Source organism: Nonlabens ponticola, assembly GCF_003966335.1.
Taxonomy (GTDB): domain Bacteria; phylum Bacteroidota; class Bacteroidia; order Flavobacteriales; family Flavobacteriaceae; genus Nonlabens; species Nonlabens ponticola.
This window is the reverse complement of the sequence record NZ_CP034549.1, coordinates 1,976,154-1,990,803: the sequence shown is the minus strand read 5'-3', so window position 1 is coordinate 1,990,803 and position 14,650 is coordinate 1,976,154. Positions and strand designations below refer to the sequence as shown.

Sequence of the window (14,650 nt, the reverse complement as noted above, 5' to 3'; positions counted from 1 at the left end):
ATGGCAAGATTACCTAAACTACAACGATTCGAGAACGAAGTAGCCTCAAAATACCAGATATTCAATGGTATTTTCATGACGCTGCCTTTTGATAAAATTTCTAATACCGGTGGCTTGTTGCCGCTCTTTAGCCAGATATGTCGTGATGGTTTTGATCGAGGAAAAAATCCTGCAGAAATTGTAGAATTCTTCTTTGACAGCTACATGCGAGAGGCAACGCAGCAAGAACGCGAGCAGCAACTATTCAGGTTCATACAATATATTGAACGTCAGGTAGTACTTTTTGATGCGATAGAAGATGCTGCATTTGCAACCGTTCAAAATCTGGATGGTCGCGGTACGCTGCGCAGCATTAAAGAAGAAGCACAGGCGCTGCAAAAAGAACAAGAATTAGTCAATTATCTCAAGGAACTTAAGATCAAGCCCGTACTGACGGCACACCCTACACAATTCTATCCGGGATCAGTACTGGGAATTATAAATGATTTGAGCGCTGCCGTGAGTAAAAATGACATCAAAGAGGTCAAGTTATTACTAGCGCAATTAGGTAAGACACCATTTTTTAAAAAAGAAAAGCCCACACCGTTTGACGAGGCAACGAGTCTCGTCTGGTATCTGGAGAATATCTTTTATCACGCCATTGGTAATATATACGATTACGTAAAATCTAATCTTCCCAATAACATTGATTTTAAAAATCAGCTGATTGAGGTAGGCTTCTGGCCAGGTGGTGATCGTGATGGCAACCCATTTGTGACCACGCAAATAACACTAGACGTGGCTCATAAGTTGCGCAGTACCATTATTAAAAATTACTACCGTGATCTGCGCAAACTCTCTCGCAGATTGACATTTTCAGGTGTTGAACAACCTCTTAAGAAGCTGGAACATCAGTTATATCAAGCGATTGAGAAAAGAGGCACTTTAAACTTCACTGCTCAGGAATTACAGGAAAAATTACGCGATATCAAGGAAACGGTAGATGAGAAACACAATGGCTTATTTGCAGATAAGTTGCAGTCACTCATCAATAAGATCGAGCTGTTCGGACTGCATTTCTCTGCGCTGGATATCAGGCAGGACAGCAGTATCCATGAATTAGTTTTTGATGATATGTTTGCTTTCGCGAAAGCGAAACTACCATCCAACTATCTGGAATTACCCATAGAGCAAAGATTAAACCATCTGACTACCTTGACAGGTAAGCTGCAGGAAGAGGATTTTGAGAGTGAGAATACAAGAAAAACTATTGGTAGCATCAAAGCTATCAAGCAGATTCAAGAACTCAATGGTGAGCGTGCATGTCATCGTTATATCATTTCAAATACCCAAAACGTAGAACACATCGTGCAAGCCTATGCGATGCTACAACTATGCGGTTTGCACAAACCTAGCGTCGATGTCGTACCACTTTTTGAAACGGTGCCAGATCTAAAGGCTGCGCCAGATGTGATGAGGCAGTTGTATTCTAATGAGAATTATCGCAACCACGTAAAGCGTCGTGGCGAGCAACAGCATATTATGCTAGGTTTTAGTGATGGCACCAAGGATGGTGGATACTTAATGGCTAATTGGAGTATTTACAAGGCAAAAGAAGCATTGACAGCCGTATCACGAGAGCATGGCATTGAGGTAATCTTCTTTGACGGTCGTGGTGGGCCACCAGCTCGTGGTGGTGGACAAACGCATGAATTTTATGCATCCATGGGTAGCAAGATTGAGTCAAAGCAAATACAGTTGACTGTTCAAGGACAAACGATAAGCTCAAAATTTGGTACACTAGAAAGTTGCCAATACAATCTAGAGCAACTATTGAGTAGTGGTGTTTCAAACGCTATTTATGATAGCAAGGCCAATGACTTTACTGATGCAGATAGCGCAACTATGGATGAATTATCACAACATAGTTATGACGCCTACACGGCTTTTAAACAGCATGATAAATTCTTGCCGTATCTAGAGCATATGAGCACGCTCAAATATTATGCAAAAACAAACATAGGCAGTCGTCCTAGTAAACGTGGTGGTAATAGCGAGCTACGATTTAAGGACCTGCGAGCCATACCCTTTGTAGGATCCTGGAGTCAGCTCAAGCAAAATGTACCAGGATTTTATGGCGTAGGAACAGCACTTGAAAAAATGAAAAATAATGGTAAATGGGCTGCTATAGAGGATCTCTATACTAACTCAAAGTTTTTCCGTACGCTATTGAATAACAGTATGATGAGTTTGACTAAGTCATTCTTTGGTTTAACTAGTTATATGAAAGACGACAAAGAGTATGGTGCATTCTGGACCATGATTTTTGAAGAGTATCAACGTACCAAAAAACTTATGTTGGAACTATCTGGTATGAACGAATTGATGGAAAATGAACCAGCAGGAAAGGCGAGTATCATGGCACGTGAAAACATCGTGTTACCGTTGCTTACTATACAGCAATTTGCTCTAAAGCGAATTCAAGAAATGGGTGATACTAATAATGATCAACGAGAGATTTATGAAAAGATGGTGACCAGATCTCTTTATGGCAATATTAACGCTAGCCGCAACTCTGCCTAAGCGCAACGTTAAAGCCATCTCAATATGTTGTTGTAACTATCTTAATCGCAAAGCAGCTATTGTGATCGCATTGTAAATTGAAATAAAAAACAATGGAACAAGTAGATCGCATAGATGTTTATAGCAGGCTAGATGAATTGAGAACAGCTGTTTTTGGAGAATCGGTCAAGATTTTACCAGATACTTTTTTACTCAAGTACGATAAGCACGTACACCACTTTGGTAATGGATACATGTTGCGCCACAAGAACAGGCATGATATTATTCTTATTGATGCGGTCATAAAAGAGCACAAGGAAGAGATTGCACGCTTTCGCGAAAGCGGTTATCACATTAAAGCAATATTATTAACCCATGCAGACTTGATTTCACAAGCCTATGATGATGTCGACAACATTGCCAAGGATCTGGATACTACGATTTACATACATCCACTTGACAAGAACAACACACAGTTAGCAGCGATTGATGAACCTAATGATGTATTTGATGCATTTGGTATCAAGGTTTACCATACGCCTGGACATACTAAAGGATCTGTAGCTATATATTGTGAATTCAATAAAGCCTTGTTTACCGGAGATAGTGCGATTGGGTCGCCGTATGAAAAGGATGAATACTATTTTGAGCGACCACCTATCGCTAGCGAGCAGGCAGACTTAGGACTGCGTGAGAGTCTGCGCAGTATTTCGGTAGATTTTGAACATTTATTGCCGCTGCATGGTAAGCCACAATTTGAGATTGATGATGAGGAAAGAGAAAGAATCATGAGAAATTTAACTAAAGAAGAATCAACTAAAAATTTATAAATGAGTCAACCTAAAACAGACGTATTAAAGAATACACCAACAGATCACAAAGTACATGATCTCATCAAGAATCGCTGGAGTCCTAGAAAATTTGCGGATACACCAGTAAGTAATACCGATTTACAATCATTATTTGAGGCTGGTCGCTGGGCAGCGAGTAGCAATAACTTCCAGCCCTGGCATATTGTATGGGGCGTGAAAGGAAGTGAATCCTACGATCGTATCATGGACGTTCTTGTTGAATTTAATCAAGGATGGGCAAAAAATGCTCCTGTGTTGTTATTAGGAGTGTTTGATAAGAAAACGCCAGATGGCAAGGACAATTTTCATGCGTTGCATGATCTAGGTCAATTTGCGGCAAACATGGCAATCCAGGCGCAGAGTATGGGTATCGCATTACATCAAATGGCTGGAGTGGACCACGAGAAAGCTAAGAAAGAATTCAAGTTTCCAGACACTTTTCACGTTGCTACGGCAATCGCGGTAGGTTACTACGGAGGCGAACTAGATGAAGTGCCTGAGGATTTAAGAAGTGAAGAAACCAAAGAACGCTCTCGCAAAAAACAAGAAGAATTCACTTATAACGGCGATTATGTAGATCGTGCACATGTAGATAAGGATTGATATGCAACATCTGGTTAATCTTTCTGGAAAAAGCGCCTTGATCACTGGCAGTGCTCAAGGAATAGGTCTTGCAATAGCAACCGAGCTAGGTCTTGTAGGTGCCAATATAATTTTGAGCGATATTGATGAAGATCAATTGAAGGATGCGCAGCACCAATTGAAGCTCAAAAACATTGAGGCAAGCTACATCATTCTGGATGTCACCAATAATGATCAAATCAATAAGGCTTCTAAAGAGCATGATATTGATATTTTGATAAATAATGCTGGAGTAGCTAACGATATACCATCCTTAGAATATACAGATGATGACTGGCACCAAATGATGAATATTAATTTGAACAGTACGTTCTTTTGCTGCCGGGATTTTGCGCAACAAATGATAAAGCGTGGTAATGGTGGTGTAATTGTAAACATTGCTTCCATCAGCGCACATTATGTAGTGAGTCCAGAAAATCATATAGGTTATGATGTGGCGAAAGCTGGTATCGTACAAATGACGCGCACCTTAGGTGTTAATCTAGCCGATAAAGGAATAAGAGTCAATAGTGTTTCGCCTGGCTATACGGCAACTAGCATACTAGAAGAAGTAGGTAGCGATAGTCCAGAGACTTTGGAACATTGGAAAAGCCAAATACCTGATTCGCAATTCAATGATCCTACGGAAATAGGTAAAGTGGTAGCATTTCTCGCCAGCGATGCAGCAAGTAGTATTAATGCTACAAATCTAATGGCCGACGGTGGATACGGTGCTTTCAAGTCCTAAGCTTGTATAAACGTAGTACTAGTGTATCATTACACGTTCCAGTCCAATACGCTTAGGTTCTACAATAAAAAAATCCCAACATGTCGCAATGTTGGGATTTTTTAATTTTTAAGCAGATGCCAGAGCCTGATCAGGATCAGACTTCTTAAACATGTATTGCAGTTCTTCAGCCATCTGTTTGTAGGCAGATTTAAAATTACCAGCAGACTTTTCAAGGACAAAACTGTCACTTGATTCTAGTCTTACCTGCATCTTTAAGGTGCTTTTTAATCGATCACGATGATCAAAGGCACGACTCAAGAAACAATAGACGCTAGAAACCGGCACATCATTAGTGATAATAGTTGCTAATGAACTTTCAATGAAGTCTTCAAGCTTCTTACTGCGCGTTAAATGTGAATAGTTAAAATGTACCATATACCGAATGTATTTACTCAAATATACAGATAATCGGTAATAATATCGTTTAAACGTATGATTTAGTCGTTTTTGTTAATCTTTAGTGGTGTTCAACGATTCTTTTAACTCTTGTTCATCCTTTTTAGTTGTTTTTTTGAGGCTTGAGAACAACATTCCTACACCTAGAGCTAGAAAGATGAAGCCTAGAGATACCCATTCTGGAAAGTGAAAATGATGTACCAGGATCATCTTGATTCCTACAAAAGCTAATATCGCAACTAGGCTATAATGTATGTATTGAAATTTATCAAGCAAGTTTGATAGGAAAAAGTACATACTACGCAATCCCATTATGGCAAGAATATTACTGGCAAATACTAGAAATGGGTCTGCAGTTATGGCAAGAATCGCTGGAATAGAATCCAGAGCAAAAAGTACATCAGTCAATTCAATAACTACCAGTGCTAAAAATAGAGGAGTGGCTATGCGTTTACCCATCTTGCGTACAAATAGCTTTTGACCATCAATACGGTCAGTCACAGGGAACATTTTTCTAGCCAACTTATATACAGCACTTTGCTTAGGGTCAAATTCCTCATCGTGCGAGGTCAACATCTTAAATGCCGTGTATAATAGGAACGCTCCAAAGACATAAGTCATCCAGCTAACTTGACTTATAAGCGCTACACCAAAAAGGATCATGAGTGCTCTAAATACAAGAGCACCGACAATACCCCAAAAGAGCACGCGATGCTGATATTTTTGCTGGATCGCAAATGATTTAAAGATCACAGCGATAACAAAAATGTTATCGATACTTAGTGAGAGCTCTATCAAATAACCTGTCAAATATTTTATGGCAGCATTGCCGGCGGTAAGATTGTCTGGATTTGCTACCGCGCCGTAATCGTAAATAAAATAAACAGCAATCGTGAACAACAGTGCGATTCCTACCCATAGTGCCGTGTACTTGCTGGCCTCTTTGGTATCAATAACATGAGCCTTGCGATTAAAAACAAAAAGGTCTAATATCAAAAAGATACCGACCATGATAATAAAGGAGATCCAGATAATCATATTAGGGCAAGTTAGTATAAAATAAAATCCAGCCTTTAAGACTGGATTTTAATAGATCATTCAATTCAATAGTTATGGTATGTTAACCGCTGCGGTATCAGGTCCAATAAAGTCTGTCATGTCACCGTAAAGATGTAGCACCTTTGCTTTATCGCCTTGAACAGCAATCGGGAAAAGTAGCATCTCTGGATCATTTTGCAACAATTTGATGGCACCATCATTAGTAAGACTTACTTTTTTACCATGCTTCTCGATAAAAATGCTGTGATCTGTATCGATCAAGTCTTTTACGTCTTTATCAAGTTTGTTGGCAATCTCACTCCATTGAGTTCCTGTTGTATGCTGCTTATTGACGTCAATAGCATTGAGCGGTTTTTTGGCCGCTACAGCATAGGCATAAATCTCTCGATGATTCTTGTTGTTTGAGTCGTAGAGCAAGACAATTTCTCGCTCGTCAGTTGCAAGAGAAATCATAATCTAATGAGATATCATGTCTGCCTTGCGCTTCTCGCACTGCGTTTTCAATTGTTGCACTACTTTGGCAACTGATTCTTTAAAAGTGCTGTGCGACTCTTCAGCATATAGACGTGGTCCTGGAGCGCTCAAGCGTATCTCGGCGATCATTCCAGTCTCGCGGCTGGACGTGTTCTCATTTCTAAAAAATACATCTGCACGGGTCACCCAATTATATCTCTCAAAAATTGTTTTAAGTCTTTCTTCTGTATAGGCTTCAAGTTCCTGGCTGCCTGTGACGTGTTGGTAATTATATACTACGTTCATAAATCATTATTTTACTTAAAGATACCGCTAGCGTTGATAAACAAAAGGCACTTTAGATATTCTTTAGCAATCGTTTAAGCATTTGTTAGACGTTTGAATTGCGCAATATTTAAGTTACTTGTTGAGATTTGTACTTAAGCGACTATGAGTCAGCAGTATGGCTTGCCACTTAAAACTCTGCTGATCAATTTGAAATCCGCAACTCCTGTTTATCTTAGTCGCCTATGAGATATTTACTGGTCGTTGTGATGATGGTTGTTTTTTCCGCTTTCGCGAAAGCGCAACTAGGATTTTGCACCGGTGCATCCAGTGAGGATATATTTAAGGAAACGTTTGGGTCAGGTACCACAAGTGGGCCGCCATTGAGTAGTATGCAAACCAGCTACCGCTTTGTCAACTCGGGAACGCAGGATGGTGAATACACGATTTCTAGCAATTTGAGACAACTCAACAGTCTTCATGTGGTAGGCGATCACACTGGCGATCAAGATGGGAAGGCGCTAATTGTCAATGCATCTTTTGAGCCTGATCAATTTTTTCAAACGACCATTAACGGTTTGTGTGGTGATACAAATTATGAATTCAGTGCCTGGATTATCAATTTGTTGGATGGCTCACCTAATGCTTGTGCTGGTATCGAGATTCCCGTGCAAGTGCGTTTTGAGATATGGGATGCGACCGATACTAATAGGCTAGCTGAAGGTGTTATGCAACCACGATTTGCAGAGGATGATCCCATCTGGATACAATATGGCCTCACGTTTACCACCAGCGCTGGGCAAAATGGCTGTATCCTAAAAATGATTAATGAAGGTGAAGGCGGTTGCGGTAATGATCTGGCGATAGATGACATCACTTTTAAAACCTGTGGCGATGCTGTAGAACTGCGTGATCAAAATGGTGAAATTGCCTCTGGACGATGCGGTAGCGATATGGCAGAATCCATTGAACTAAGTGTCAACACACAGGAAGCCGTATTTGACTCACCAGAATATCAATGGCAATCCAGTATTGATGGAGAGAACTATGATGACATCGCTGGTGCAAACAATCCTGTATTGATCACTGAAATGATTGAAGAAACGACCTTTTACCGTATCAAAATAGCCGAAGATGCGGCTAATCTAGTAGGTAATGAGTGCGCCAATATTTCTGAAGCATTTCAATATACAGTTACCGAAGTCCCAATTCCTATTGCACTTGAAAGCGAGGTCGTCGTTTGTGAAGGAGAAGAAGGCTTGCTGGAAGTTCAGGCAAATGATGGTGTAGAAGTGGCGTGGTTTGATCAAGCAGTTGGTGGTACACCTATCGTTACTGCCAGTAATTCTTTACGGGTAAGTGAGACTGGCTTTTATTATGCCCAAAATCGAGACGCAGCCACAGGTTGTATCAGCGATGAGCGAGCAGCGATTGAATTTATCATTGGTGAGAAGCCACGGCTCTCAGGTGGTACATTCCTTATTTGTCCCAATGAAGAAATTGAACTCAACCCAATGTTTACAGGGAATGCTAGTTATGAGTGGAGTAGTGGTGAGCAATCACCTAGCATCAACGTAAGTACCGCAGGTACTTATAACGTTATAGTGACTAATGATGCAGGATGTAGCGATACGGCAACCTTTGAAGTGAGAGAAGTAGTGGTACCACAAATTCTATCCATAGCTGAAGTAGATGATGTTTTGACTGTGGTAACCAACGACGGTGATTTCCTGTATAGCTTCAATGAGGAGCCTTTTCAAACAAGCAATAACATTGAAATAGCAAACCTCTTACAAGTTAGAATCGCGGTGACAGATTCTAATGGATGTGTCATTGTGCGCGATGTTTTCAATAAATTGGGAATCGACCAATTTTTCACGCCTAATGGAGATGGATTCAACGACACATGGACTCTGGGAAATATTGAATCCTTTCCCGATGCTCGAGTGGAAATCTTTGATCGCTATGGTAAGCTAGTTGCCTTGATTGATGCTGATAATAATTTTTGGGATGGTACCATCAATAATGAGCCATTACCCAGTGCAGATTATTGGTATCGTATTTATTATGTCAACCAGGAAATTTCAGGAAATTTTACGCTTAAGAGATAAGCTGGATCACATCCTCTTGAATTTTAAGATGTTATTCTCATAGAGATATACGCTAACTCGCTATCTTTTGGGTAAAAAGAGAAGATGAGAAAGATGTCAAAGAGTTTACAATGGATTGGTTTATCAATGATTTTGGCTGTAATAAGCTCGTGCAGTGTACAGAAAACTGGAACTACAGAAGAATGGCAAGAATTACAAGCTATGATCAACAGCGGTGAATTGCGTATTGAAGCACAGGCCGCTTATCCCAGCAATACTTATGCAAGCCAGCAAGTCATCAATCAGGTATTGACTAATACCGGCGATAGCGCAGCACGTATAGATATAAGTGGCGATGGACATTTCATGCAAATAGGCAACGATCAAGTGATGGCTAATTTGCCTTTTTATGGTGAGCGCCGTCAGGCAGGTAGTTATGCAGGTACTGATGGAGACACAGGAATTGTTTTTGAAGATTCACCAGATGATTATGAAATCAGTGCTGATGATAATAAACGCCGTTACGATATAAGCTTTGAGGTAAATCAAGGAACTGAGAACTATAATGTGGATCTCATTCTGTTTGCCAACAAGAATGCCGTAATCTATGTAAATAGTAATCAGCGTACTAGGATGGAGTATAGAGGTACCATCAATTCTGTAAGCCAAGATTAAAGATCAATCTTTTACTATCAGTTTGCTTGGAATGATACTTGTGGCATTTTATTTTAGGAATCAATATAAATTTTATTATGAATCAGTTTTATAAATTTTTCGGTTTCATCTTTTTTGTCTTTGCTATTACCAGTTGTAATAGTGCTAAAATTGAAGATGAATCCGCATCGCAATTGGAATTAGATGAATTAGCATCGATAGTACAAAACCAAGAATATCTTATTGGTTTTGAGTTTGATGCAGATTTAGTTAATGTAGATGATTTAGGTGAGAAAAAAATTCCACAGTTTGTTCAACAATATGTCAACGTGAATAATGATTCAATAGGATTGTTGCTTGAGTTCAATAGTTCAGCGGGTCAATTCTTAAATAATGATAGGCCACAACAAACCTTGAAATCTAACGAACGTCACAAGATTCAAGGTTTGAAAAGAAATCTAAAAGTCACACCAGAACTTAATAAAAATAGATACAAAGTAGAATTTGATATCTATGAAGGTGACAATAGATTTCTTGCTTCAGTCATTCAATATATTTATGCAGCACAGCCAAATGAACCTAATAAAGTATTGTTAGAGTATTCGCCTGGCATTGGAAAATTCAAGAACAGGACCTTTGCGCTTAGACAATCGTTTAATGGATATATTATTAGAGCGAAGTCGATGCAAGTAGATGCTGTTGCATCACGCTAATTAAATAGGATATTGTTGGAGTGTCACCTTAGTCAGTGATGCTCATTTATTTGACATAATATATATTATAGAACATAAGTCATATTTATCTTTTCTTGCAATGTTAAATTCCTAAACATTACAAATCTTATAAGTACCAACACCCTAATCGTCACAGCGAGCCACTAACAAACTGTCGTCACTTATATGCAAATCCACAACAGGAATCGTCTTCGCCATGATACGCTCAAATTCAATTAAGTCATTAATTAGGCTGTTCCGTATATGGGAAAATTCATCGCTGTTATTTAAAACTCTGAAGGCGAATCGTTCCACAGAAAATAAATTTAATTCAAGCCACAAAAAAACCCATCAAAATGATGGGTTTTAAGTGTAATTCTGGATGGGTTAGCATCACAGAATGCAATAGTGTCAAGTATATATTATAGTACTTTTACGTTTACTGCGTTAAGTCCCTTGTTACCTTCTTTAAGGTCAAAAGAAACCTCGTCGCCTTCACGTATTTCATCGATCAAGCCTGTCACGTGTACAAAGTGATCTTTCTCTACACCTTCTTCAGTGATAAATCCAAATCCTTTTGTCTCGTTAAAAAATTTTACTGTTCCTGTACTCATGTTATTGTTATAAATTATTAAAGTACAAAGATGGACTATTTAAACCACAATAATCATAATTATTTCCCTAACATTCAATAAGTTACTTCGTTGATGGTTAGCATGTTGTCTTATTACAAACTTCGGGTGCACAAGTAATGGTAATTATCATGATCCTTTATCAGTGGCACTTGCACTACTCTACTGCCTATGCATTAGTCAAAAAAGTAATAGCTTTAAGAATCTTAAACCACCTACATCATGGCGCAGCTCAAACGCGAGGATATTTCTCAAGAAGTACTGGATCTTTATGACGATTATGCACATAATAAAATTGATCGTCGCGCCTTTGTAGAGCGATTATCGGTCTTTGCCGTAGGCGCTCTCACGCTACCTAGCCTGCTCAGTTTTGTACAACCTGACTATGATAATCCAACAGTGGCAATCGATGACGATCGATTTAAAAGTGAGTACATAACATATAGTTCACCTAAAGGTGGCGGCGATATTACAGGACTACTTTCAAGACCGTCACAGCTTGATAAAAAAGTACACGGCATTATCGTGGTTCATGAAAATCGAGGCCTCAATCCTTATGTAGAAGATGTAGGTCGTCAAGGCGCCATCGATGGTTTCATCACACTGGCACCAGATGCACTTAGCCCACTAGGTGGTTATCCTAGTAATGATGATGAAGGTCGTGCGATGCAGCGCACTCGTGATCGATTAGAGATGCTAGAAGATTTTATTGCCGCGTACCATTATTTGAAAAACCTTCCAGATTGCACCGGCAATGTTGGTGTGGTTGGTTTCTGTTTTGGCGGCTGGATCGCAAACATGATGGCCGTACAACTACCTGATCTAGGTGCCGCCGTACCATTCTATGGCAGGCAACCTGATGCTTCTCAAGCTGCGGAAATCAGTGCTCCGCTACTATTGCAATATGCTGGGCTTGATGATAGAGTAAATGCCGGCTGGCCTGATTATAAAGAAGTTCTTGAACGCAACAACATTGAACACACTGCTCATTTTTACGATGGCGCCAATCATGGTTTTCACAATTACTCGACGCCTCGATATGATAAAGAGGCAGCGCAACTGGCCTGGTCTAGAACTATCGACTTTTTTGAAAAGCATCTTTCTTGATCGATATATAATAATTTGCATGATGCATTTACCGTGTCAGCTTTCGCGAAAGCAAAATCATCAAAAACCACATCACTAACCACAGATATAAAGACAAACAATAGAAATATGAACAAGTTAGCCACCACACTCCTATCCGTAATTTTATGCACAGGAACCTTGATCGCACAAGAAAATGATCCAGTAGTCGACGCCATTATAAAGGAAGCTACCGAAAACTCTCAATTAGAATCCCTAGCACACGAGATGATGGATGTTATCGGGCCGCGACTGGTAGGATCGCCACAGATGAAGCAGGCTGGCAAATGGGCCGTACAAAAGTTTAATTCCTGGGGCATCGATGCACAACTAGAAAATTATGGTGACTGGCAAGGCTGGCAGCGTGGTATCACGCACGTCGATATGCTAGAACCTAGAGTCGAGAGCCTACAAGGAACCCAACTCGCATGGAGTCCTAGCACCAGCAAAAAAGGCCTTGAAGCACAGGTTGTAATCTTACCAACGATAGAAAATGAAGATCAATTCAACAACTGGCTCAAGACCATCAAGGGAAAGATCGTTCTCACGTCCATGCCACAGCCTACTGGACGACCCGATGAAAACTGGGAAGAATATGCGACTGATGCTTCTTTTGAAAAAATGAAAAAGGATCGAGACAGCATGCGTGACTCCTATAGAGACAACTTGCGCAATATGGGTCACAACTCTAGATCTATAGACGAGGCACTTGAAAAAGCTGGAGCGGTTGCTATAATAGGTTCCAATTGGTCAAGAGGATTTGGCGTCAATAAAATCTTCAGTGCTCGCACTAAAGAGATTCCTACCATCGACCTAGAACTAGAAGATTATGGACTACTCTATCGCCTGGCAGCATCAGGCCACACGCCAAAACTGCACATCAACGCCCAATCAAAAGATCTAGGTAAACAACCTACATTCAACACTATCGCAACCATTAAAGGAACTGAAAAACCCGAAGAATATGTGATCCTGAGTGCTCACTATGATTCATGGGATGGCGGTACCGGTGCTACAGATAACGGTACTGGATCTATCACGATGATGGAAGCAGCACGTATTTTAAAGAAGCACTACCCTAACCCTAAACGCACCATCATTGTTGGTTTATGGGGTAGCGAGGAACAAGGTCTCAACGGTTCAAGAGCCTACGTTGAAGATCATCCAGAAATTGTAGCTGGCGTACAAGCCGTATTCAATCAAGACAATGGTACTGGTCGCGTGGTAAGACTTTCTGGCGGTGGTTTCTTGCAATCCTATGATTATTTGAGCAGTTGGCTCAACGCTGTTCCTAACGACATAACTGATAAGATTGAGACAAGTTTTCCTGGATCACCAGCTCGTGGCGGTTCTGATTATGCGAGCTTTCAGGCAGCTGGCGCGCCGGCGTTTAGTTTGAGTTCATTGAGTTGGGATTACTGGAATTACACCTGGCACACTAATCGCGATACGTATGACAAGATCGTTTTTGATGATGTGCGCAACAACGCTATTTTGACAGCAATATTGGCCTATAAAGCCAGCGAAGATCCAGATAAAACCAGTCGTGAACAAGCTGTATTGCCTATTGATAGCCGTACTGGCGAACGCCGAGAATGGCCTACACCACGATCGCCTATCAGGACGATAGATGAATGATACCGTAATATTTGAATTATGCGTAAGATGTTGTGCTTAGCAGCTTTATTAGTTGCCACTTTAAGTAGTGCTCAAGAAGCAATAGAAGATGAACTGGTAAAAGCTGCTATTCAATTTCTCGATATAGATGAAAATGATTTGTTGAGAGACAAAGTTGCCTTTGATGAATATAGCAGTGACAGGATAATCGCTGTACTACCAGTAATTTCTGGTAGATATGAGGATTGTGATTATTGCTATGACATTGATAATCATACTGTCATTTGGAATAGTCAAACAAAAGAATTTTACACACACTACGTCAAACAAAACGCGTGGACATCAGATGCTTTGTATTTAAGTTCGATAGAAATTGACCTTTCATTTCAAAATATAAATAATTATAAAACAGCTTTTGGACTTACCTATAATTATGGTGGTAGCTCAAGAATAGATCCCTACCATGCTGTATATTTAAATTTATATTATGTTGAAAATAAGAAGATCGTTGAAATCTTAAACAGTTTTAAAATTGAGGAATCACATGGCCATACTGATGGATCGTGTGAGAATGTATCTTTCGAAAAATCAAAAATTATTTTTTTCACGCAGCTACATACAGGAAATCGCTTTAAACCAATATCTCTTAATTCGATAACTACCAATTATCGCTATGATGAAAATTGCGATAAAGAAATAATTGATAGGACAAGCAGTTTCAGTGAGTTTCTTACGTATAGTGAAGCAGACAAAAAATACATTGTGGTAAAGGAGCAATAAAAATCATTGCTACATAAACTTATGAATCTCAAATAAATACAAA

Annotated in this window: 15 protein-coding genes; 10 read left to right on the top strand and 5 right to left on the bottom strand. The window is 39.8% G+C overall.

Annotated elements, in window-relative coordinates; genetic code table 11:
• The 4 genes from EJ995_RS08980 (at position 1) to EJ995_RS08965 (ending at position 4,761) form a co-directional block, all read left to right on the top strand.
• Positions 1-2,562 (top strand): phosphoenolpyruvate carboxylase, encoded by a 2,562-nt coding sequence (locus EJ995_RS08980; RefSeq protein WP_126447732.1) that lies wholly within the window; start codon positions 1-3, stop codon positions 2,560-2,562.
• Positions 2,563-2,654: 92 nt separating this feature from the next.
• Positions 2,655-3,371, top strand: coding sequence for an MBL fold metallo-hydrolase (locus EJ995_RS08975; protein ID WP_126447731.1), 717 nt, complete (start codon positions 2,655-2,657; stop codon positions 3,369-3,371).
• Positions 3,372-3,995: a nitroreductase family protein gene (locus EJ995_RS08970; protein WP_126447730.1), complete on the top strand. Its 624-nt coding sequence runs from the start codon at positions 3,372-3,374 to the stop codon at positions 3,993-3,995. It begins immediately after the preceding gene.
• Between the two features lies 1 nt (position 3,996).
• Positions 3,997-4,761: an SDR family NAD(P)-dependent oxidoreductase gene (locus EJ995_RS08965; RefSeq protein ID WP_126447728.1), complete on the top strand. Its 765-nt coding sequence runs from the start codon at positions 3,997-3,999 to the stop codon at positions 4,759-4,761.
• Between the two features lie 108 nt (positions 4,762-4,869).
• Here EJ995_RS08965 and EJ995_RS08960 read toward each other — a convergent pair whose 3' ends face one another.
• The 4 genes from EJ995_RS08960 to EJ995_RS08945 form a co-directional block, all read right to left on the bottom strand.
• The gene (locus EJ995_RS08960; protein WP_126447726.1) at positions 4,870-5,178 is read right to left on the bottom strand and encodes a hypothetical protein; all 309 of its coding nucleotides are present in this window, start codon (positions 5,176-5,178) and stop codon (positions 4,870-4,872) included.
• Positions 5,179-5,253: 75 nt separating this feature from the next.
• Positions 5,254-6,237: a TerC family protein gene (locus tag EJ995_RS08955; protein WP_126447724.1), complete on the bottom strand. Its 984-nt coding sequence runs from the start codon at positions 6,235-6,237 to the stop codon at positions 5,254-5,256.
• A gap of 72 nt (positions 6,238-6,309) precedes the next feature.
• Entirely contained in the window at positions 6,310-6,711 is a 402-nt protein-coding gene (locus EJ995_RS08950) for an arsenate reductase family protein (protein WP_126447722.1), read from the bottom strand.
• A 3-nt stretch (positions 6,712-6,714) separates the two neighbouring features.
• Positions 6,715-7,017 (bottom strand): HPF/RaiA family ribosome-associated protein, encoded by a 303-nt coding sequence (locus EJ995_RS08945; RefSeq protein ID WP_126447720.1) that lies wholly within the window; start codon positions 7,015-7,017, stop codon positions 6,715-6,717.
• 224 nt (positions 7,018-7,241) lie between these two features.
• Between EJ995_RS08945 and EJ995_RS08940 the strand changes: the two genes are divergently transcribed.
• The 3 genes from EJ995_RS08940 (at position 7,242) to EJ995_RS08930 (ending at position 10,453) form a co-directional block, all read left to right on the top strand.
• Positions 7,242-9,107: a T9SS type B sorting domain-containing protein gene (locus tag EJ995_RS08940; protein WP_126447718.1), complete on the top strand. Its 1,866-nt coding sequence runs from the start codon at positions 7,242-7,244 to the stop codon at positions 9,105-9,107.
• Between the two features lie 84 nt (positions 9,108-9,191).
• Positions 9,192-9,761 (top strand): DUF4251 domain-containing protein, encoded by a 570-nt coding sequence (locus tag EJ995_RS08935; protein WP_126447716.1) that lies wholly within the window; start codon positions 9,192-9,194, stop codon positions 9,759-9,761.
• A 77-nt stretch (positions 9,762-9,838) separates the two neighbouring features.
• Complete coding sequence (locus EJ995_RS08930) at positions 9,839-10,453, top strand: hypothetical protein (RefSeq protein ID WP_126447714.1); 615 nt, start codon at positions 9,839-9,841, stop codon at positions 10,451-10,453.
• Between the two features lie 422 nt (positions 10,454-10,875).
• Here EJ995_RS08930 and EJ995_RS08925 read toward each other — a convergent pair whose 3' ends face one another.
• Positions 10,876-11,067 (bottom strand): cold-shock protein, encoded by a 192-nt coding sequence (locus tag EJ995_RS08925; protein WP_126447712.1) that lies wholly within the window; start codon positions 11,065-11,067, stop codon positions 10,876-10,878.
• 240 nt (positions 11,068-11,307) lie between these two features.
• Between EJ995_RS08925 and EJ995_RS08920 the strand changes: the two genes are divergently transcribed.
• The 3 genes from EJ995_RS08920 to EJ995_RS08910 all read left to right on the top strand — a co-directional run bounded on the left by EJ995_RS08920 (position 11,308) and on the right by EJ995_RS08910 (position 14,607).
• Positions 11,308-12,192 (top strand): dienelactone hydrolase family protein, encoded by an 885-nt coding sequence (locus EJ995_RS08920; RefSeq protein WP_126447710.1) that lies wholly within the window; start codon positions 11,308-11,310, stop codon positions 12,190-12,192.
• Between the two features lie 108 nt (positions 12,193-12,300).
• Entirely contained in the window at positions 12,301-13,848 is a 1,548-nt protein-coding gene (locus EJ995_RS08915; RefSeq protein ID WP_126447709.1) for a M20/M25/M40 family metallo-hydrolase, read from the top strand.
• An 18-nt stretch (positions 13,849-13,866) separates the two neighbouring features.
• Positions 13,867-14,607 (top strand): PA3715 family protein, encoded by a 741-nt coding sequence (locus tag EJ995_RS08910; RefSeq protein ID WP_126447707.1) that lies wholly within the window; start codon positions 13,867-13,869, stop codon positions 14,605-14,607.
• Positions 14,608-14,650: the final 43 nt, after the last annotated feature.